General features: G+C 42.3%; 21 protein-coding genes. 15 read left to right on the top strand and 6 right to left on the bottom strand.

The features are described from left to right. The first annotated feature begins 74 nt into the window (after positions 1-74). The 11 genes from F988_RS06580 to lpxB all read left to right on the top strand — a co-directional run bounded on the left by F988_RS06580 (position 75) and on the right by lpxB (position 11,526). Complete coding sequence (locus F988_RS06580) at positions 75-2,852, top strand: nitrate reductase (RefSeq protein ID WP_004682010.1); 2,778 nt, start codon at positions 75-77, stop codon at positions 2,850-2,852. Beyond that, the gene (gene mobA, locus F988_RS06575; RefSeq protein ID WP_004682009.1) at positions 2,852-3,475 is read left to right on the top strand and encodes a molybdenum cofactor guanylyltransferase; all 624 of its coding nucleotides are present in this window, start codon (positions 2,852-2,854) and stop codon (positions 3,473-3,475) included. Before F988_RS06580 ends, mobA begins: the two co-directional genes overlap by 1 nt. A 226-nt stretch (positions 3,476-3,701) precedes the next feature. Continuing rightward, entirely contained in the window at positions 3,702-4,760 is a 1,059-nt protein-coding gene (moaA, locus tag F988_RS06570; RefSeq protein ID WP_004682007.1) for a GTP 3',8-cyclase MoaA, read from the top strand. Position 4,761: 1 nt separating this feature from the next. Beyond that, the gene (locus F988_RS06565) at positions 4,762-5,028 is read left to right on the top strand and encodes a MoaD/ThiS family protein (RefSeq protein WP_004682006.1); all 267 of its coding nucleotides are present in this window, start codon (positions 4,762-4,764) and stop codon (positions 5,026-5,028) included. A gap of 1 nt (position 5,029) precedes the next feature. Continuing rightward, the gene (locus tag F988_RS06560; RefSeq protein WP_004682003.1) at positions 5,030-5,596 is read left to right on the top strand and encodes a molybdenum cofactor biosynthesis protein MoaE; all 567 of its coding nucleotides are present in this window, start codon (positions 5,030-5,032) and stop codon (positions 5,594-5,596) included. Between the two features lie 45 nt (positions 5,597-5,641). Next, entirely contained in the window at positions 5,642-6,565 is a 924-nt protein-coding gene (gene moaCB / locus F988_RS06555) for a bifunctional molybdenum cofactor biosynthesis protein MoaC/MoaB (RefSeq protein WP_004682001.1), read from the top strand. Continuing rightward, positions 6,562-7,809 carry a molybdopterin molybdotransferase MoeA gene (locus F988_RS06550; protein ID WP_004681999.1) on the top strand — a complete coding sequence of 416 codons (1,248 nt, stop codon included), beginning with the start codon at positions 6,562-6,564 and terminating at the stop codon, positions 7,807-7,809. Before moaCB ends, F988_RS06550 begins: the two co-directional genes overlap by 4 nt. 14 nt (positions 7,810-7,823) lie before the next feature. Beyond that, entirely contained in the window at positions 7,824-8,579 is a 756-nt protein-coding gene (gene modA, locus F988_RS06545; RefSeq protein ID WP_004681998.1) for a molybdate ABC transporter substrate-binding protein, read from the top strand. 12 nt (positions 8,580-8,591) lie between these two features. Next, positions 8,592-9,278 carry a molybdate ABC transporter permease subunit gene (gene modB, locus F988_RS06540; protein ID WP_004681997.1) on the top strand — a complete coding sequence of 229 codons (687 nt, stop codon included), beginning with the start codon at positions 8,592-8,594 and terminating at the stop codon, positions 9,276-9,278. Beyond that, positions 9,278-9,964, top strand: a complete 687-nt coding sequence (locus F988_RS06535; protein WP_004681995.1) for an ATP-binding cassette domain-containing protein — start codon at positions 9,278-9,280, stop codon at positions 9,962-9,964. Before modB ends, F988_RS06535 begins: the two co-directional genes overlap by 1 nt. Before the next feature lie 377 nt (positions 9,965-10,341). Further along, positions 10,342-11,526: a lipid-A-disaccharide synthase gene (gene lpxB / locus F988_RS06530; RefSeq protein ID WP_004681993.1), complete on the top strand. Its 1,185-nt coding sequence runs from the start codon at positions 10,342-10,344 to the stop codon at positions 11,524-11,526. A 29-nt stretch (positions 11,527-11,555) separates the two neighbouring features. Here lpxB and F988_RS06525 read toward each other — a convergent pair whose 3' ends face one another. Next, positions 11,556-12,425: a DUF2797 domain-containing protein gene (locus tag F988_RS06525; protein WP_004681992.1), complete on the bottom strand. Its 870-nt coding sequence runs from the start codon at positions 12,423-12,425 to the stop codon at positions 11,556-11,558. A gap of 30 nt (positions 12,426-12,455) precedes the next feature. Here F988_RS06525 and F988_RS06520 point away from each other — a divergent pair, with 30 nt between their 5' ends. Together F988_RS06520 and F988_RS06515 are read left to right on the top strand one after the other, a co-directional pair. Further along, positions 12,456-12,917 carry a DUF6231 family protein gene (locus F988_RS06520; protein WP_004681990.1) on the top strand — a complete coding sequence of 154 codons (462 nt, stop codon included), beginning with the start codon at positions 12,456-12,458 and terminating at the stop codon, positions 12,915-12,917. Positions 12,918-13,082: 165 nt separating this feature from the next. Next, positions 13,083-13,703, top strand: coding sequence for a YidB family protein (locus F988_RS06515; protein WP_004681988.1), 621 nt, complete (start codon positions 13,083-13,085; stop codon positions 13,701-13,703). Between the two features lie 61 nt (positions 13,704-13,764). On the opposite strand, the gene F988_RS06510 is transcribed toward F988_RS06515, so the two are convergent. The 3 genes from F988_RS06510 to F988_RS06500 form a co-directional block, all read right to left on the bottom strand. Then, complete coding sequence (locus tag F988_RS06510) at positions 13,765-14,931, bottom strand: porin (RefSeq protein WP_004681987.1); 1,167 nt, start codon at positions 14,929-14,931, stop codon at positions 13,765-13,767. Positions 14,932-15,184: 253 nt separating this feature from the next. Next, complete coding sequence (locus F988_RS06505; RefSeq protein ID WP_004681986.1) at positions 15,185-15,598, bottom strand: HIT family protein; 414 nt, start codon at positions 15,596-15,598, stop codon at positions 15,185-15,187. An 81-nt stretch (positions 15,599-15,679) separates the two neighbouring features. Beyond that, positions 15,680-15,949 (bottom strand): YARHG domain-containing protein, encoded by a 270-nt coding sequence (locus tag F988_RS06500; RefSeq protein ID WP_004677435.1) that lies wholly within the window; start codon positions 15,947-15,949, stop codon positions 15,680-15,682. Positions 15,950-16,340: 391 nt separating this feature from the next. Here F988_RS06500 and F988_RS06495 point away from each other — a divergent pair, with 391 nt between their 5' ends. Further along, positions 16,341-16,541: a hypothetical protein gene (locus F988_RS06495; protein ID WP_004681984.1), complete on the top strand. Its 201-nt coding sequence runs from the start codon at positions 16,341-16,343 to the stop codon at positions 16,539-16,541. A gap of 79 nt (positions 16,542-16,620) precedes the next feature. On the opposite strand, the gene F988_RS06490 is transcribed toward F988_RS06495, so the two are convergent. Both F988_RS06490 and F988_RS06485 read right to left on the bottom strand, forming a co-directional pair. Next, complete coding sequence (locus tag F988_RS06490) at positions 16,621-17,493, bottom strand: NAD(P)-dependent oxidoreductase (protein ID WP_004681983.1); 873 nt, start codon at positions 17,491-17,493, stop codon at positions 16,621-16,623. Positions 17,494-17,496: 3 nt separating this feature from the next. Further along, entirely contained in the window at positions 17,497-18,582 is a 1,086-nt protein-coding gene (locus F988_RS06485) for an alpha/beta fold hydrolase (RefSeq protein WP_004681981.1), read from the bottom strand. Between the two features lie 135 nt (positions 18,583-18,717). Between F988_RS06485 and F988_RS06480 the strand changes: the two genes are divergently transcribed. Continuing rightward, entirely contained in the window at positions 18,718-19,905 is a 1,188-nt protein-coding gene (locus F988_RS06480) for an O-succinylhomoserine sulfhydrylase (RefSeq protein WP_004681980.1), read from the top strand. Positions 19,906-19,909: the final 4 nt, after the last annotated feature.

The following is a 19,909-nucleotide window of genomic DNA, read 5'->3' as shown; positions in this document are numbered from 1 at the left end:
CATTGAAAAGACATCGTTGTAATGAACATTTTTTGAAAAAAATTAAATTGTGTTTCAACTCCTAAGGAGCATGCATGAACAGTATTCCCGTTGTGGAAATTGAAAGCTCCACAGAATTAAAAACTAAAACCACACAGACCACATGCCCATATTGCGGCGTGGGTTGTGGTGTGACTGCACATGTAACGCCGACCACATCAGGTCCGAAAGTGACTGTTGAAGGTGATGTCAAACATCCTTCGAATTACGGAAAATTGTGCATCAAAGGCAGTAATCTGGCCGATACTTTAGGCTTGGAAACCCGTTTATTGCATCCAATGTTAGGCCGTAAAGACCAGCGTGAAGTTACTGATTGGAATACTGCAACTTCAACGATTGCCCATAAATTCCAGCAATACATTGAGCAGTATGGCCGTGACAGCATTGCCTTTTATGTCTCGGGTCAGCTGCTGACTGAAGACTATTATGTGGTCAATAAGTTCGTCAAAGGCTATCTCGGCACGGCAAATATTGATACCAATTCACGTCTATGTATGTCTTCCGCTGTAGCTGCACATAAGCGTGCCTTTGGTGAAGATCTGGTTCCAGCCAGTTATGAAGATTTTGAATATACTGACATGGTGGTACTAGTGGGTTCCAATACTGTATGGTGTCATCCGGTGCTCTACCAGCGTATCATGAAAGCCAGGGAACAGCGTGACCTGTTCGTGGTCGTGATTGATCCGCGTTTTACCAGTACCTGTGAAGCAGCAGATCTGCATTTGCCTATTCTGCCGGGGCAAGACGTTGCACTATTTAATGGCCTATTACAGTACTTATATCAGCATGGTGATGTAGATCAGGAATTTGTTGCTGCACATACCCAAGGGCTGGAACAGGCCTTTGCCAGCAGTACTGCGGAAGCTTCGATTAAAGATGTTGCGGCACGCACCGGTATTTCAACTGCTAAGCTGAGTCAATTCTTTGAAAAATTTGCCCAGATTGACAAAGTCATGACGTTGTTCTCCATGGGTGTAAACCAATCCTCCCGTGGCGTAGATAAAGCCAACAGTATTATTAACTGCCATTTGCTCACGGGTAAAATTGGTAAGCTCGGTGCAGCCCCATTCTCTATGACTGGCCAGCCAAATGCGATGGGTGGACGTGAAGTCGGTGGTCTGGCCAATATGCTGGCCGCACATCTGGATTTAGAAAATCTGGAGCATCAACAGCTAGTGCAAAACTTCTGGCAAAGTCCATATATTGCCAAGCAAGCGGGTTTCAAGGCAGTTGATCTATTCCAGGCGGTTGAAAGCGACAAGATCAAAGCCATCTGGATCATGGCCACTAATCCGGTCGTCAGCTTGCCCGATGCGGATCAAGTGAAGCGTGCTCTAGATAAATGTGAATTCGTAGTGGTCTCTGATATCTGTCAGGATACGGATACTACTCAATATGCTGATGTATTACTTCCAGCTTTAGGCTGGGGCGAAAAAGATGGAACCGTCACCAATTCGGAACGCCGTATTTCAAGGCAACACGCCTTTTTAGATGCGCCGGGTGAAGCCAAAGCCGACTGGTGGGCGATTGCACAGGTGGCGAAGCAAATGGGCTTCAGAGGGTTTGATTTTCACAATAGCCATGAAATTTTTAAAGAGCATGCCGAGCTCTCTGCTTATCAGAATGTAGAAATTTCCCAACGTCTAGAAACCCCATATTTTCGTTATTTTAATCTTCAAGGCTTGAGTAATTTAACCACACAAGAATATGACAAACTGGAACCAGTACAATGGCCAGTTTGGGATAAACAGCAACCTGTTAAATCTGTAGCCCGATTATTTGCCCAAGGCCAGTTCAGTCATGCTGATGGTAAAGCCAAGTTTATTGCTACAACTGCGATTGATCCGGTCAATCAGGTTTCCAGTGAATATCCTTTAATTCTGAATACCGGCCGGATTCGTGACCAATGGCATACTATGAGCCGCACTGGATTATCTGCCAATCTCAGTACACATCGTGCCGAACCGTATTGTGAAATTCATCCGAATGATGCACTGAAATACGGGATTCAGGATGGTGAGCTGGTCGAAGTTCGTTCTGAATGGGGACAATGTATTTTACGTGCTCAGGTTAGTGACAATATCCGTCGTGGTCAGGTCTTTGCACCAATCCATTGGAATGATCAGGTGGCATCCGATGCACGTATCGGCAAGCTGGTGAATCCAGTGGTCGATGCCATTTCTGGCGAGCCTGAGTTTAAGCATACGCCAGTGTTGATCCAGCCATTCCATACCCAGTGGCAGGGCGTGCTATATGTGCGTGAAGGTTTTGAAAGTTATGTGCAGTCATTTGTTGACAAGAGCATCTGGTGGACCAAGGTCAAAGCGGTCCGAGCAACGCGTTATGAAATTGCGGATCGTCAGAAATTTAGCACCACGACCGAGCAGCTGAAAAGCCTGTTGCCATTTACTGAAGAAGATTTTGAATGGCTGAATCTGGATGACCAGACTGCACATATCAGTCATAGCGTAGTGTTGCAGGACGGCAAGCTGATTGCCAGCCTGTATATCGCACCAAAAGAGCTGTTGCTAGATCGCGAGTGGTTATCGGGGCTATTTCAGCGTGAACGACTCAGTGCCATGCACCGTAAAGCGTTGTTGGCTGGTCAGGCGATCTCAATGAGCAAGAGTGAAGGTGAGCTAGTGTGCAGCTGTTTTAAAGTCGGTAAAAACCGCATCATCCAGACGATTAAAGAAAAAAATATCACCAATGAAAAACAGGTGACCGCATGTCTAAAAGCCGGCGGCAACTGCGGTTCCTGCTTACCTGAAATTCGTGGCCTGATTAAAGCTTGCCAAACGGAGTCCGAATAATGAAAAGAATCCATAAGAATATGAATTATCCACCCACCGATTTAGTCATCCTAGCCGGTGGCCAGGCGCGTCGGATGAATGGCATTAACAAGTTGCTGCAAAAGTTTGATGATGAAATTCAACTGATCAAGATTCACCAGCAGCTCAGATCATGCGTTGGTCAGGTCTGGATCAACAGCCACCGTGATCACTCTATTTATGAACGCCTTATTCCATCAATCCGTTATTTTCAGGATGATGAACCAGGCTTTCAAGGACCTTTGATGGGCATGAAAAGTGCCTGGTCTCATGTGCAGTCTGACTATGTGTTATTTGTACCGTGTGATGTGACTTACATTCCAAAAAAGGTTATTTCTGGATTATATCGGGCTATGCAGCGAGATCCTTTTTGTGAAGTGGCTGTAGTAGAAATAAATGATATAGCGTTGTATCCATTCTGCTTACTTAAACGAAGCAGTTTGCCGACACTGGTTCAGCATCTCGAACAAAATCAGCGCAGCTTAAGACATTGTTTTGCGAAAATGCACATGCAAAAGGCGCGATTTAAAAATCATGCACTGTTTTTTCACAGCATTAACTCCTTTGATGAGTTGCAGCAGCATCAGCAACTGCATTTTCTCTAAGTGCTGATTGAGTAGTGCTTAAAAGCAGGGCAATACACCTTTTTAAAACTCTTATTTTTCTTAAACTCCAATAAATCGCACTCAAATATTAAAAAGCCGCAATTTCTGCGCAAAGTTGGAACACTTATTGCATTTCAACACTAGAGCAATAGTAATTTAATAGGGCATCGGTCAGCAAAAATTTGGCTAGAAACAAAGTTGATGATCGACCCTGATGGAATAAGCAATGAATCACAGCAACTCTTTACAGCAGGCTGAGGCCTCAGTATTTCGGGATCAGTTTGGACGTAATAAGCGTAAGCTCCGTATCTCTGTGACGGATCGCTGTAATTTTAAATGTGTTTATTGCATGCCAGAACATCCGGAATGGATGAAAAAACACAATTTACTCAGCTTTGAAGAACTCTACCATTTTTGTGAATTCATGGTTCGCCGTGGTATTGAACAGATCCGGATTACTGGTGGCGAACCTTTAATGCGCCAAGGTGTGGTGCATTTTATTGCCGAATTACAACAACTAAAAAAAAGCGGCCTGAAACGTATTTCAATGACTACGAATGGTCATTATCTCAAACAATATGCAACAGAATTAAAGCAGGCCGGACTAGATGACCTGAATATCAGTCTGGATAGTCTGGATGCAGAGCAATTTGAACAATTAACTGGAAAAAAACTGCAACCCGTATTAGAAGGCATCCAAGCAGCCCAACAGGCTGGCTTTCAAATCAAAATTAATACGGTGCTGATCAAAGGCATCAATGATGACCAGATTCTGTCTTTGGCACACTGGGCTAAACGCGAACAAGTTGAATTGCGTTTTATCGAGTATATGCCACTCGATGGCGACCAGAACTGGTCACGTGATCATGTGGTTAGCGAGCAGGACATTCTGGATCACCTGGCACAAGCATTTGAAGTAAAGATCAGACAAGATCAGGGGGCTAATCCAGCACGAAGCTATTACATTGAAGGTATGTCGATCGGCATTATTTCAACGATTACCAATTCATTCTGTGGTAACTGTGACCGTTTACGACTGAATGCTCAAGGTGAATTATTTAACTGCTTATTCTCAACTCAAGGTCTAAAACTCAAAAACAGTATTCAACAGTTAAGACAGCACCTAGCATCAGCTGAATACATGCTGCAACAACAGCTGCAACCCTATATCTGGAATAAAGCTGCTGGCTTTCATGCCATTCAGGCTCAGCAAAAACTGTTCAATCCATCCCATAAAACCCATTCAAATTTCCGAAAAATCAGTATGCATATGATAGGAGGCTAATATGACTACAAAACTTCAATCATCGATTATGATCAAAATCGAATCTTTCGGTGCGATCGAACGTCAGTTGCCTCAAGATTTAACTGTGCAATGTCAGATAGACAGTCTGGTTGCCGATGTACTCAATGAAGTCATTCATTCCTTTCCAGAGGCTTTCAGGTTGTTAGAGCGTTGTGCCTGTGCCATCGGTGAAGACATTATTTCTCGCCAGACCCGGTTAACCCAGGACAGTACTCTAGTGTTGCTGTCACCGGTCGCAGGAGGTTGAAATGCAACTAAAACAATTTACCCGTATTCAGGACACACCGCTGCAACAGGACGTATTTGATGGGATTCAATATTTTCCTGAATGTGGGGGAATCGGTATTTTTGTCGGAACAGTACGAAATCATCATGAAGGTAAAGCGGTTAAGGCACTGAAATATACCGCTTATGCACCTGTTGCTGAAAAGATGATTCGCCAGATCGAGCAGGAAATTCAGGCTGAATATGACGTGTCCTATGTCCGAGTTGTACATCGTATCGGTTCACTGGATATTGGTGATATCGCCATTATTGCCATGGCCTATGCATCACATCGTCGGGAAGCTTTTCAAGCCTGCGAAAAAGTCGTGGAACGAGTCAAGCATGAAGTACCGGTCTGGAAAGAAGAATTCTATATGGATGGCAGTAGCCAATATGTCGAAGGTTGCTGCATTCGTCGTGACCAGGGTTCAGATCATCACACTCATAGAAAGCATGTGCATACGCATAACTGTACTGATGCACATAAATCTGAAAAATTGCCTTTGAACCTGATCCAGCCAGATGTTCCTGTTTATCAATGGCCGCTATAAATTCAAGTTTGAGTAAAAAATGAAAAGATTCAAGAAGGATAAGCCATGAAAGATATCGGAATGAAACCAGAGAGTTACCGCACTGCTATTGCCACCGGAATTCTGCATGCGCCGCCACACTGCATTGAATTACTGCGTAATGGTAATACCGACAAAGGTGATGCGCTAAAAACCGCCCGGATCGCAGGGATTTTAGGCGCAAAACGTACTGATGAACTCATTCCTCTATGTCATCCACTGCCAATTTATCGGGCCGATGTGGAATATGAGCTTGAAGAAGCCCATGTAGTGATTACTGCGGTAGTGGAAACGATTGGTCCAACGGGTGTGGAAATGGAAGCACTGACAGCAGTCAGTCTGACAGGTTTGACCCTTTACGATATGCTGAAACCACATTGTGAGCCGGAAGAATTATGTCTGGATCAGGTTAAACTGGGGCAAAAAAAGGGAGGAAAATCACATTTCACCCGTGTTCTGAAAGAACCTTTAGCAGCCTCTGTCATTGTACTTTCTGATACCGTGGCATCTGGCAAGAAAGCCGACACAGCTGGGCAGAATGTGATGGAAATTCTGGAAGAAGCTAATTTTGGCTATATCCACTATCAGGTGATTTCGGACAGCCCTGAACAGCTAAAAGCTTTAATTGAACAGCAAAAAAATGAATATTCATTAATTCTGACAGTGGGTGGTACGGGACTTGGCCCTAAAGATCTGACAGTGGAAACTATTCAACCCTTACTAACCCGTGAAATTCCGGGACTGATGGAAGCTGCACGCAGTTTTGGTCAACGTCGTACACCTTACGCAGCACTGAGCCGCGGGGTCGCAGGTTATATTGAAAACAGTCTGATCCTTACCTTACCAGGTAGCCGCCAAGGGGCTAAAGAATCCTTAGTGGCGATTTTACCTGCACTCGTACATCTGTTTGATGTACAGAAAAATATTCCCCATGCAGGAGGTTATCAATGAACTCTGCTGTAACGACAGCACATTCCGCCTGTGGCAGTGAACTCGGCCTAATTTCTGTCGATCAGGCTCTGCAGATGATTCTAGATCATACTGATCATCTAGGCGTTGAAACACTGCCCTTAAGTCAGGCACTGAACCGTTTTGTAGCCGAAGATATTTACTCAAAAACTCAGCTGCCTATATTTTCGCAAAGTGCTGTAGACGGTTATGCCATCTGTATGGATACCGACATGCCAGCAGAAAGTAGTTTTGAGCTGATCGGGGAAATTCGTGCTGGACAGGGAGCTGATCTGATACTTGAACCAGGTCAGGCAGTACGCATCTTTACTGGTGCGAAAATTCCGTTGCAGACCACGACGGTGGCACGACAGGAAATTGTACAGCTCAGGGACTCGACCATTATCTTGACTGAAGCCTTGCGACTGGATGCTGATATTCGTCAAGCGGGTGAAGAAATTCGTATGGACCAATGTCTGGCTGTTCAGGGGCAGCAACTCAGTATTGGGACAATTGCAGCCTTAAGTATGGCAGGGATCCAGGAGGTTTCAGTTTATCGCTATCCTAAAATTGCAGTGGTGATTACTGGGGATGAAGTGGCTGACACTGTGGAAGACCTGAATTCCGGCAAAATTTTTGATGCCAATGCTCCTTTAATTCAAGCCTGGTTCCAGTCCAGAAACCAGCAGGTTGAGATCATGCATGTTGCCGATACCGAACAGGCGGTCAGCGCGCTATTTCAAAGGTTGAGAACCCAGTATGATCTGATTTTGACCACTGGTGGTGTATCGGTAGGAGATTATGATTTTGTCCGCCCGGTAGCACTGAAAATTGGTTTTGAACAGTTATTCTGGAAAGTCAAACAGAAACCTGGCAAGCCAATGTTCTTCGCCAAATCTGAGCGACCCGATCAAAATCCATGTTATTTACTCGGCCTGCCGGGTAATCCGGCTGCAGTCTATATAGCCATGCAGATCTATGTATCAACCTTAATCAGTACGGTACAAGGTCAAAAGCAATTACCGCAATGGTTTAGTGCAGTAATAAGTCATGACTTGAAAGTTGATAGCCGGGAACGTTTTTTGCGTATGGCATTAAGTTTTGACTCGGGAATGCTAAAGCTTTCCAGCTTGCCGAAGCAACAGTCACATATGCTGAGTAACCTGATGCAGGCCAATTGTATTGTCCGTATTCCGGCAGCGCAAAGCATCCAGGCTGGTCAGATCCTGCAAGGTCTGTTTATTTAAGGAATATGTCACCGATGAAAAAGGGATTGATCTTATTCAGTGCAGTTTTACTGTCCTGTTCAGTCCAGGCCGGAAGTACCGTCCGAGTTTATGCGGCCGCCAGTCTGAGCAATGCGGTGACGGAGATTGCCAGACGTTATGAAAAACAGTATCCCTCAATCAAAGTAGTGCTGGTCTTTGCAGCATCTTCATCGCTCGCCCGACAAATTGAAACTGGCGCACCGGCTGATATTTTTTTCTCTGCCGATCAGGACTGGATGAACTATCTGGTAAAAAAACAAAAAATAGCTAGATCTCAAGTAAAGCCCTTATTAACCAATGAACTGGTATTAATCATTCCTCTACAGCGTCAGCAAAGCTTTCAGGCCAGTTCTCAATTTAATTTTGCCCAGTCCTTTCAGGGGTATGTATGTACCGGACAAATGGAATCTGTGCCTGTCGGTAAATATGCCAAACAGAGTCTAACCAATCTGAAATGGTTAAAGGGTCTGCAAGGCCGCATTGTCGAAACAGATAGTGTTCGTTCGGCCTTGGCTTTTGTGGAACGTGGTGAATGTCAGGCTGGGATGGTGTATAAGACCGATGCGTTACAGAGTAAAAAAGTGAAAATTGCTGGGGTCTTTCCAGCTCATACGCATAGCCCGATTGTCTATCCAATTGCCTTGACTGAGCAGGGCAGTAAAAATGCCGATGCAGTCAATTTCATGCATTTTATGAGTCAGCATACCGAGGCGAAAAAGATTTATCAGCACTATGGTTTTAAACTCTAGGATGGTTCCAGTATGCTGACACCAGAGGAACTCAGTGCATTGTATCTGTCAGCAAAAGTTGCAGGTTTTGCCACAGCGATCAGTTTACCGTTTGCCATTTTATTGGCATGGATTCTGGCACGTTATGAGTTTCGCCTGAAATATGTGGTGGAAGCCCTCTTACACCTGCCGATGGTTTTACCACCTGTGGTATTGGGCTATTTATTATTGATCGTCTTTGGTGGCAATGGTTGGATTGGACAATGGTTGCAGCAGTGGGGCATTCAGCTGGCTTTTAACTGGAAAGGTGCAGTGCTGGCTGCCATGATTGTGGCTTTCCCCTTAATGGTGCAACCGATCCGGGTGTCATTTCAGATGATTAATCCGCAGCTGGAACAGGTAGCAAATTCTTTGAGTGTTCAGCCCTATAAAGTTTTTTGCAGTATCAGCTTACCGCTGGCGTTGCCTGGTATTCTGATTGGCGGTATTCTCTGTTTTAGCCGCAGTCTTGGCGAGTTTGGTGCCACCATCACCTTTGTTGGCAATATTCCTGACGAAACCCGCACTATTCCGATTGCGATCTATTCCCTATTACAGCAACCTGATGGCGAACAGATGGCTTTACGACTAATGCTTTTATCTTTAGGTCTGGCTTTTGCAGCATTATTGGCGAATTACTGGATTATGCAAAAATATCAGCAGAAAATTCAGGAGCGCTAATGCTGCAATGTGAGTTTCATTATCAAAAGGATGCCTTTAGTTTAGATGCAGCAGTCCAGATGCAGAATTCTGTCCTGGGAATTGTTGGACCTTCGGGAGTAGGCAAAACTACTTTTCTTAAATTACTCCTTGGACTCTATCAACCACGATCTGGCTATATTCATTTAAATAAACAGATCCTGACTGATACAAATCAGAAAATTCATATTCCAGTCCATCAGCGTAAAATCGCTTTGATATTTCAGCAGGCGATGCTGTTTCCACATATGAATGTTGAACAGAACCTGCTTTATGCCAAAAAATGGGGCAAATTGGAACAGGAGAAATTCCAATTAAAAGAGATTGCCGAATTACTGGAAATTGATCATCTATTGCAGCGTCGGGTTCAGCAATTATCGGGTGGGGAAGCACAGCGTATTTCGATCGGGCGGGCGCTGTTGTCCAGTCCTAAATTACTGCTCTTGGATGAGCCATTGACTGGCCTAGATACCAAACTGAAACAGCAGATCCTGCCATTTTTTACTCGCATCCGTGATGAAATACAGGTGCCGATGATTTATGTGACCCATCATCATGAAGAGCTGGAACAGCTGGATGCAGAAATTATTGAATTACAGGATCATCAGCTAAGTAATTCACCGATTTTGAGTTTGAAGCAATCTACTATGATAAGATTAATCCGTTAGGTCAGGTGGCCTAACTTAAATAAAAAAGTCTCCGACAAACCCGGTACGGTTCACCCAGTATGAATGTGAAAGCAAAAAGATAAAAAATACTGAGTCGATAGACAAAAGTTGGGGTGGTGGATTTAGCCATAAACAGTCATAAAACACTAAGCCGAGAAGAAATAAAAGATGAAAATGATTATTGTTAATAATATTATTTAAGTAAAGTTCAAGCAATTATTCCTTTATCGCAAATCCAGATGGTATAAGGATTATTTAATGCTATCTTAGATGAGACGCAATTTTTACTGCACATCAACAAATTAGATGATTTTTTATGATTCGGTGTAAAATCATTTTGTTAGAATACTTTTAAATACTGGCAAGGGGCTTAGGTCTTGTTAAAGCAAAAACTAAAAATTGGCATTGTTGTGGGTGAAGTCTCTGGAGACACTTTAGGGGCAAAGCTCATGCGTAGTTTTCGCGAACAAGGAATTGATGCTGAATTTGAGGGGATTGGTGGTCCACAAATGATTGCTGAGGGTTTCCATAGTTATTACCCAATGGAAATTCTATCCGTCATGGGGATTGTTGAAGTATTAAAGGACCTGAAAAAATTATTTGCAGTCCGCGATGGTCTGGTTGAGCGCTGGACTGAACATCCAGTCGATATTTTTATTGGGATTGATGCACCTGATTTTAATTTACGTTTATCTAAAAGCATCAAGGAAAACAGTCTACCCATTAAAACCGTTCAGTATGTCAGCCCATCGGTCTGGGCATGGCGGCAAGGACGGGTACATGGCATTAAACAAAGTATTGATTTAGTACTGTGCTTATTTCCCTTTGAAAAAACCTTTTATCAAAACTATGATGTCCCTGCGGCATTTGTCGGGCATCCACTGGCAAAGCAATTGCCCTTAAAAAATCCAATTACCGAAGCAAAACACCAGCTTGGACTGTCTGCCCATAAAACCCATATTGCTTTACTCCCTGGTAGCCGTCGGGGTGAAATCGAGCGTTTACTGCCTTTATTAATCGGTACAGCCGAAATTTTGCATAAGAAATATCCCGATCTTGAGTTTTTAATCCCTGCAATTAATGACGCACGTAAGCAGCAGATTGAGCAAGGAATTCAGAATATGGATACCGAACTAAAGGTAAAAATCCATATTCTGGAAAATACTGATGCAGAATCCAAAATTGGTCGTATGGTGATGAATGCCAGCGATATTGTGGCACTTGCCTCTGGTACGGCGACGCTTGAGGCCATGTTGTTGCATCGTCCAATGGTGACGTTCTATAAACTGAACTGGCTGACTTATATTATTGCCAAGTTTCTGGTTAAAATTCCTTATTACTCATTGCCGAATATTATTGCGGGCAAGAAAGTGATTGAGGAACTGATTCAGGCAGATGCCACACCACAGCATTTGGCAGCAGAAATTGAAAGATTGATGGATTACGAAACCGCACATATTCAAATGATGCAACACCTGAGTATGCATAAACAGTTAATCTCAGGAAATACCGAAGACCCCGTACAGGCAATTTTGAGTTGCTTAAAAACAGAAGAAGTATAGAAAAGGTGGCTTAAATGCCACCTTTTTATTTATGCACGTAGGATTAATTCATAACCCGTATATTTACGGATATTGATCACCCCAATATCCAGTAATAAATACTGACCTTTAATGCCCTGCAAGACACCACGAATTTTCGGTGTCTTGTCCAGATTCAACGATTTAATCTTTTCTGGATATTGCTCAACTGGATAAATAAATTCTCTGGGCAATTCATTTTCCAAAAATTCCAGATTTTCATCAAACTCAAGGTTTTGGCTAAATTCATCACGAATTGTTTGAATTTTAGGAGCAAATTCCTCAAGAATCTGATCGCGTTGTTCAATCAGGTTTAAAGGTTCAGCTTCACCTTTGAGTAATTTACGCCAATCTGTTTTATCGGCAATCTGAGTACCAATTAATGTTTCCAGATGACCAGATAAGCGGCGTGAACCTACTTTCAGGATGGGAAGCGCCTGCGTTGCGCCTTGGTCCAGCCAACGGGTTGGCATGTTCATAATACGGGTAATCCCGATTTTTAAAGCACTGGAATTGGCCAAATAAACAATATGCGGCTGGAAACAGACACTATGTGCAAACTCATCTTCACGGCATGTATCCAGATGGTAATGGCAGGTTTCGGGTTTCATAATACACAAATCACATTCCGCCTTGGTTTTAAAACATTTAAAACAATGACCCTGTGAATATGACTTTGGGGTTTTGGCACCGCATGAGGTACAGAAAATATTACCTGTCCATTCAATCTCCAACTCCTGCCCCAAGACAAAGGGTAGGTCGATTTCTGAACGATCCAGTATAAATTTATATTCAACATTTGCCTTGTGTATTGCCTGATCAGGTACACTATGCGTCTTGAGCGCTGCGTGCATTTTATGGCAAATGCCTTGTAGTTCCATCATCCTCTCTCTTTTCAACTTAGGTGGCTTATGGCTGGACAAAATGTCATCACTTCGATGCTAGACGATTTATCTAAGGAACAGCCCATTGCTACCGCACTGTGTATTGGTCAAAACATTGACCATCATGCTTCAATTCAATGGCATTATTTTAACGTAACTGACTTTTTAAATCTGCCATTTACACAGCGTTATGATTTAGGTTTTGTATTATTTGATACTGAAGAAATGCAGGACATCAATCAAACGCAAAAGGCACAGTTATTGGTGAAGTTGCGTGACCTCATGGCAAAACGAATTGTTGTGGTCAGTAAACTGGATGATGAAAAGTTATTGCGTTCACTGGGTTTTACCCAGCTCATTGACAAGACCACACATGATAGTAATTTTGCTTTATGGCAGTTTAATATCTTGACCTATAAGCATGTACCAGACTGGTTTAACTCCAAGTTCTGGGCCAATCCTGAAAACTGGAATAAATTCCGCTGGTAAATCTCAGCAATGATTTAATTTCTGTGGAACTTCAACCATTCAATAGGCAAGATTGGATAGAGATTTATCGCAAGCTCTTGCAAAATTTAACAATTCAATTTTGTTTTGTGTATTCAAAGCAGCGTATTCTTTTGGATAAATAATTCCAAAAGGAACATATAAGTCATGACAGATTTAACCAACATTGTTGAAATTTTAGCAAAACAGGCTTTAGGCGGTCAGCAGCAATCAGGTCAGGGTGGTGGTTTAGGCGGAATTTTAGGTTCGGTATTGGGACAGCTTGGTGGACAACAGCAACAAAATACCCAAAACCAGCAACAAGGTGGTCTAGGCGGAATTTTGGGTTCTGTACTGGGTCAATTAGGTGCTGGTAATACTTCAACACAAAGTAATGCAGCAGGTGGTAACACAGCACAAACATTGTTAATCGCCGTTTTGCCTTTAATTCTTGCATGGATTCAAAAACAGGGCGGTTTGCAAGGTGCATTGGATAAACTGAAAAATGCAGGTTTGGCAAATCAGGTACAAAGCTGGGTCGATCCACACCAGCAAAATGCACAGGATATTCCAGCACAAAATATTCAAAGCCTATTCGATGACCAGGATGTGGAGCAGGTTGCCCAGCAAACCCAAACACCAAAGTCAGCAATTTATGGCGCAATTGCTTCAGTCTTGCCCCAAGTGATTGATTCCTTAACTCCACAAGGTGGAAACACTAATCCACAGGAAGCCAACAATGATATTCAACAAGTTTTAAACTTGCTCAGTGGTTTCTTAAAGAAATAAAATGGATAAAACAAAAGGGCATATCGCCCTTTTGTTTCTTTATTTAGAACTGAACTTCAAATTAGAAGTTATATTCCATACCTAAACCAATATTGGTTTTCTTATCATCTTTAGTTAACCAGTCACGTTTTTGCTGAGCAACAATACCGTAGAAACGAGCTTGTTTGTTGATTTGGTAGTCAGCACCAAGACCATAAAGATCTTGTTTACGATCATCACGACCGTCTGATTCAGTCGTTGCAGAAATGTACTGTGCTTTTAACTTCACAGGTGTTGATGGAATTGCATACGCAGCCGTTACACCAAAAGCATTTTCTTTTAAGCCTTTAAATGAATTATTAGTGACTGTGTCTGGTTTCCCAGTTTCTTTAGTCGTTGTGATGACAGCCACAACATCATCTGTAGGCTTAGCTGTTTGCCATAATGCGCCAAATACCAAACCATCAACACCAATTGGGGTAAAGTCTAAAGAGCCTGTAACACGAACGGCATCAGCATAAACGCCAGTTAAGTTATGTGCACTAAATTTAGTTGCTACAGCACGGTTTGCAGCAACTGCCGCAGCTAAACCGACATCTTTATTTTCATACGTTAAAGATGCTGAAACACCATCACCAAAACCATCACGTGCATCTTTTAAACCATAGTTTGTAACTACAGTTGTTTCTTTAGTAACGCCAGCTGTTGAAGTTGTAGATGTTTTTGCAGTTGCAGATGTTGCTGCATTTTCACCTTGCTGGAACATGATGTTGAAAGCTAAGCCACCCAGTAATTTTTTATCAGTTTCAAAACCAATAACATTCTTTAGGCGATCTTCACCAGCTAAAACTGCTGTCATATCAAGTTCATTGTGATCGTTAAAAATATCTTGGTTATTACCAGCTGCAGTTTTGAAGTAAGAATCGTAATGACCAACTTTTAATGTTGCAACGCCGTTAGATTTAATACCGACAAAACGGTTACGCATACCTAAGTCTGTACCGTCGCCATCAGTATTGACTTGCCATTCAGCCAAGTAAACTGCTGAAAGACTATCAGTAAGTTTCTCTTCACCCTTTACACCAATACGCGAAGCGTTAGAATTTACTTTAGTTACGCTTTCGTCTTTAAAGCCATTTTTATCAATTTGATCCAAAGTCACATTGAGCTTACCATACAATGTTGGTGCTGCTTGCGCTGCATTCATGGCTAAAGTTGCTACAGTAGCAGCAAGAAGCAATTTTTTCATTGAGATTTCTCCAAAACACTTTTTTGTAAATGGCAGTTGCCTTAGTTACGGTTATAAGCTTGCTTATGTACAAAAAGTTACACAGCTCACTGACTTGTATGCAGTATCGGTAAACTTTGTGACAGAGAAGTGAAAGGAAAATGACAATTTGATGACAGTTTATATTTGGTAATAATTCTATTTGTTATTGATTATTAAATAGTTATCAAATAAAAAAACGGAGTAACAACTCCGTTTACGAAAAAATTATCAGTTACAGGGCGGCCTTAATCTTTTCAGCAAGCGCCTTAATCTTCTCCTGATCACCCATTTGAGCCGCATGACGACCTAGATGATGAATTGAGCCTGGAATCAAATGAAAGTGTACATGCGGCACAGTTTGACCCGCAGCTTCGCCAGAAAGTTGCATCAGTACAATACCCTTAACATCCAATGCAGACTCAATCGCACGGGCAATCTTTTGAACGATCTGGATGGTATAGGCAGCCGCATCGGCAGGCAGGTCTAGCAATGTCACTGCTGGCGTTTTGGGAATAACCAAAGCATGACCATCTGCCTGAGGCATGATATCCATAAAGGCAAGAACCTGTTCATCTTCATAAATTTTAATCGCAGGCAATTCGCCACGAAGAATTCGGGCAAAAATATTTTGGTCATCGTAAGCCATGATGAGTCCCTTAATATAAATAATTCAAGTTTCCTCTCCTAAAAAAATAAAAAGGAGAGGACAAAATCTAATAATCAGTTTCTATTTACAGTCTAGCTCTTTTTGGCGAGCTTTAATCTCATCGAGACGTTGTTGCTCTTTGTCAGAAAACTTTGGTTTGGTGGTATGGCAGTTTTCATTGCCGTACTTGGCTTTAGCATCTGCATCCTTGAAACAGAAACCCTTAGACGCATAAATGAGGTTATAGTCATCCTGCAACTTTTTACAGTCTTGTTCTGGGGCTGCGGCTTGAACACTAAACCCTGTAAGGGTTATTAATCCAGCAAAAACCGCAACTGTAAACTTCTTCATGAGGTGATCCTCTAATTTAAAAGGTATAAACCAAAAGTCTTGTGGAATAGAAATATTCTACATGCTTTGGTCGCAACGTTAGTACTAATATAAGGCGTTTTAATGAAAATTCAATAGTGTATTTGAATATCTAATAAGCTTTACATTGTGGCGGTTTCTACTTTTACTTCACCAGATGGCAATGTAAAGATAACGATTGATACAGTTACCGCAGCAAGCGGTCATGGTTCATACGTGGTAAACCAGAGTAATGAGGAAGAAGCGTCCAGACTGCTTAATTTATTAATAGACTCATTCAAATAATTACAAAAATGATGACTGTTCACTGTTGAATCTGTCTGGCAATTATTTAAGCATGAAGTGACATAGCTTGATTAAGGAATAAAACAACATGATAGATCAGAATAAGCCTTTAAATTTTCAAGATGATGATGAACCTCTGGATTTTGAAGATGAGGAATTTATAGATGATAAGAAAGAGGATGAGTTATACAACAGCATTACCAAAGATGGTTCCAGTGTTGACCCAGCCGATGATGGTGAACGGCATATTCGCCCAAAAGATGGTGATCCAATAGAAATTGAGGAATAAACAAGACCCGCTTTATTAAGCGGGCTTTTTTAGACTGGTATCTTAATTAGATATAAAATATTGTTTTTAAATGGTAATTCTATTCCAGTGTAATTTTACTCCATGATTCATACAGTTTAACTGCTGCGGAGAAATCACTATTCGCTTCGGCAGTTAAACTTGCAGCCTGAATCAAGCTTTGGGTCAGGGCAAGTATAGGCGCTGGAAGTTTCGCGTTATGTACTAAATCTAGCGCAATTCCTGTATCTTTTGCCAATAAAGGCAAGGCAAAGGTGCAGGGAAACTCACGACTCAGTACGCGTTGAGGAAAAATATTTTCAGTGACTAGACTTTTGCCACTGGAAGCATTAATACAGTTGAGTGCCGCGTCCAGATTGACACCATGTGCCTTTAATGTGGTAAATCCCTCGGCAACTGACCATAAATTGACGGCAAGCAACATATTGTTGATGGCTTTTACTGCAAAGCCTGCACCTGAATCACCGACATGCTGAATCAATTTTCCAACGGCTGCCATCGCAGAATAAGTACGCTCAAAAGCACTAACATCGCCACCTACCATTACGGTTAAAGTCGCATTTTCTGCACCGATGGTTTGTCCACTCACAGGTGCATCGAGAAAATCGACGTTCTGTACTTTTAGCTTTTCGGCCAGACGGCGAGCTGTCTCGGGCACACCACTGGTACAGTCAATCCAGATTGCACCTGATTTAATATTCACACCATCAATCAAGGCTTCAACATCTGCACTTGTTGGCAGGCATGAAAAGATAATATCTGCCTGTACTGCCTGAGCCAGTTCAACCGCTATAGTTCCATATTCTGTTGCATGTTGTTGAGCTTTACTAAAGTTTCGATTCCAGACATAAACTTCCTCGAAATGCTTTGGTAGATGGGCTGCCATACGATAGCCCATAGCGCCTAAACCGATAAATGCAACAGATTGACTCATAGTTTACCTTTTGATAGGAGTTGATCGTTCGGCCAACCAGTTGGTCAGTGTTGGCCAGAACTCAATAGAACTGTTTTGACTGGACATTAAACCTAAATGTCCGCCAGGGATTAAAGTAAAGGTGACATCCTGACTGCTTGTCAACTGGGTCAGTGGAAAAGCGGCATCGGAAGTCACCAGTTGGTCACCTTTACCAGCACCTACCAATAAAGAACAATTGATGTTCTTCAGTTCAATCGTCTCATTCTTGAGTTTGATTGCGCCATGCTTCAATGGATTTTGTAGCCATACATTAAACAGCATGTCCTGATTGATACCACCTGGATAGTCAATCATGTTATTCAGGAAATGGCTCAGTGTGGCATTTTCCTGAACCAGCTTGAGATTATCCAGATTTTTGAGTAACTGGATATTGCCATCAATCCAGCCTTTTGGATCAAGTAGTTTAAACCCTAAAGAGTTTAGGAAGCCTGGTGAATGAATCATCAGCTTTGGCAAACGGTTATAGGCATAATCTTTAATGGTTGGGTTACGCGTCGTAATATATGCCAGTGTTTTGTATAGTTTGCCAATATAGCCTGAAGCATAACTGTCAATTGGGCTACCGAGTACGACCAAATTTTTAACTGGATTGGATGGATGGCGGGCTGTGTAAAGTGTGACAAAAATGCCAGCCATACTCCAGCCATGTAGAGAAATTTTTTCAGATTTAGAATGTTTCTGGATGGCTTCAATACAGCGTGGAATAAACTTATCAATAAATGACAAGAAATTAACCTGATAGTTTTTATAAGTGAGTTTGCCCCAGTCAATCAGGTACACATCAAAACCACTGTCCTGGAAATGTTTGACTAAAGAGCGATAGGGATATAGGTCATAAATATCCATATTAATCGCAAGCGGCGCAACAAAGACCAGTGGCTCTTTATAACGTTTGTTTTCTGAGCCATAAAAACGAACACGGGTTTGTTTAAACTCGGCAATCACTTGATAGGCGGTTGATTGAGACAGCACCAGCCGATCTGTGTCAAATACACGCATGGCTAAATGTTTAAAGTTTATTTTTTGTTGATCCATAAGCGATTTCATCTTTGAAAGTCTCATCATGAGTCAAGATTGCACGAAGTCTAAGCGATAATTTCATCTTACGCCTTGACCTTAAATACCCTGGACGCTCAAAATGTTGGCATATTGAAGCATGATGATCATAAGGCATACAAAACCATGAATCCAAGCGATGATTTAGAATATCAACTCGACACTCTGGCAATTCGCACAGGGCATGATCGCACCTTTGAGGGCGAACATAGTGAACCTATCTTTTTAACATCTTCTTTTGTTTGCGAAAGTGCAGCTGATGCTGCCGCAAAATTTTCTGGGCAAATCGTAGGTAATACCTATTCACGCTATACCAACCCAACAGTGCAAGCCTTTGAAAAACGTTTAGCTGTTCTGGATGGCGCAGAGCGTGCGGTAGCAACCAGTTCAGGGATGGCAGCAGTACATGCCATGTGTATGGCGTATTTAAAAGCGGGCGATCATGTGATTTGTTCACGCGCCGTTTTTGGTTCAATCATTGCCTTATTTGAAAAGTACGTTGCAAAATTTGCTGTTGAAGTGACTTTTGTTGATTTAGATGATCTTGAAGGCTGGAAACAGGCAATTCGTCCAAATACACGTATTCTCTTTATTGAAACACCCTCGAATCCTTTGGCACAGGTGGGCGATATGCAGGCAATTGCAAATATTGCCCACGCGCATGGTGCTTTATTTGCAGTGGATAACTGTTTCTGTACACCTGTGTTACAGCAGCCGATTAAGTTTGGTGCCGATTTGGTTCTTTATTCAGCAACTAAATATATTGATGGTCAGGGACGGGCTTTAGGTGGTGCAGTTGTTGGTAAGAACGATTTGGTTGAAGAAATTAACGGCGTTGTGCGTACCCTTGGTAATTCAATGAGTCCATTCAATGCATGGATTTTCCTAAAAGGCTTGGAAACGCTCAGTATCCGTATGAAAGCGCACTGTGAAAATGCACAAAAACTGGCTGAATGGTTGCATCAACATGACAAGGTTGAAAAAGTGTATTACGCAGGTTTGCCTGACCATCCTGGGCACGAGCTTGCTAAAAAACAGCAAAAAGGTTTTGGTGGTGTGGTTTCATTTGTTGTAAGAGGTGAGCGTCAAGGCGCATGGGCGGTGATTGACAACACGCGTTTCCTATCGATTACCAGTAATCTGGGCGATGTAAAATCAACAATTACCCATCCAGCAACCACCTCGCATGGTAGAATGTCTGCCGAAGCCAAACAAGCCGCAGGGATTGAAGAAGGATTGATCCGTGTATCTGTTGGCTTGGAAGATATTAATGATATTATTCGTGACTTATCACGCGGTTTAGATTTGATTTAAGAGA

The organism is Acinetobacter parvus DSM 16617 = CIP 108168 (genome assembly GCF_000368025.1).
GTDB classification, from domain to species: domain Bacteria; phylum Pseudomonadota; class Gammaproteobacteria; order Pseudomonadales; family Moraxellaceae; genus Acinetobacter; species Acinetobacter parvus.
The sequence above is the reverse complement of the archived record's forward strand: the minus strand, read 5'-3'. Positions and strand labels throughout refer to the sequence as shown.

Excerpts from the sequence above, each read along its gene's own strand:
- F988_RS06580 (WP_004682010.1), top strand. The coding sequence starts at position 75 with ATGAACAGTATTCCCGTTGTGGAAATTGAAAGCTCCACAGAATTAAAA.
- F988_RS06565 (WP_004682006.1), top strand. The coding sequence starts at position 4,762 with ATGACTACAAAACTTCAATCATCGATTATGATCAAAATCGAATCTTTC.
- F988_RS06500 (WP_004677435.1), bottom strand. The coding sequence starts at position 15,949 with ATGAAGAAGTTTACAGTTGCGGTTTTTGCTGGATTAATAACCCTTACA.
- F988_RS06510 (WP_004681987.1), bottom strand. The coding sequence starts at position 14,931 with ATGAAAAAATTGCTTCTTGCTGCTACTGTAGCAACTTTAGCCATGAAT.
- F988_RS06520 (WP_004681990.1), top strand. The coding sequence starts at position 12,456 with ATGGCTGGACAAAATGTCATCACTTCGATGCTAGACGATTTATCTAAG.
- moaA (WP_004682007.1), top strand. The coding sequence starts at position 3,702 with ATGAATCACAGCAACTCTTTACAGCAGGCTGAGGCCTCAGTATTTCGG.
- F988_RS06560 (WP_004682003.1), top strand. The coding sequence starts at position 5,030 with ATGCAACTAAAACAATTTACCCGTATTCAGGACACACCGCTGCAACAG.
- F988_RS06495 (WP_004681984.1), top strand. The coding sequence starts at position 16,341 with ATGATAGATCAGAATAAGCCTTTAAATTTTCAAGATGATGATGAACCT.
- F988_RS06505 (WP_004681986.1), bottom strand. The coding sequence starts at position 15,598 with ATGGCTTACGATGACCAAAATATTTTTGCCCGAATTCTTCGTGGCGAA.
- F988_RS06490 (WP_004681983.1), bottom strand. The coding sequence starts at position 17,493 with ATGAGTCAATCTGTTGCATTTATCGGTTTAGGCGCTATGGGCTATCGT.
- F988_RS06515 (WP_004681988.1), top strand. The coding sequence starts at position 13,083 with ATGACAGATTTAACCAACATTGTTGAAATTTTAGCAAAACAGGCTTTA.
- modB (WP_004681997.1), top strand. The coding sequence starts at position 8,592 with ATGCTGACACCAGAGGAACTCAGTGCATTGTATCTGTCAGCAAAAGTT.
- modA (WP_004681998.1), top strand. The coding sequence starts at position 7,824 with ATGAAAAAGGGATTGATCTTATTCAGTGCAGTTTTACTGTCCTGTTCA.
- F988_RS06525 (WP_004681992.1), bottom strand. The coding sequence starts at position 12,425 with ATGGAACTACAAGGCATTTGCCATAAAATGCACGCAGCGCTCAAGACG.
- moaCB (WP_004682001.1), top strand. The coding sequence starts at position 5,642 with ATGAAAGATATCGGAATGAAACCAGAGAGTTACCGCACTGCTATTGCC.
- F988_RS06535 (WP_004681995.1), top strand. The coding sequence starts at position 9,278 with ATGCTGCAATGTGAGTTTCATTATCAAAAGGATGCCTTTAGTTTAGAT.
- mobA (WP_004682009.1), top strand. The coding sequence starts at position 2,852 with ATGAAAAGAATCCATAAGAATATGAATTATCCACCCACCGATTTAGTC.
- F988_RS06485 (WP_004681981.1), bottom strand. The coding sequence starts at position 18,582 with ATGAAATCGCTTATGGATCAACAAAAAATAAACTTTAAACATTTAGCC.
- F988_RS06550 (WP_004681999.1), top strand. The coding sequence starts at position 6,562 with ATGAACTCTGCTGTAACGACAGCACATTCCGCCTGTGGCAGTGAACTC.
- F988_RS06480 (WP_004681980.1), top strand. The coding sequence starts at position 18,718 with ATGAATCCAAGCGATGATTTAGAATATCAACTCGACACTCTGGCAATT.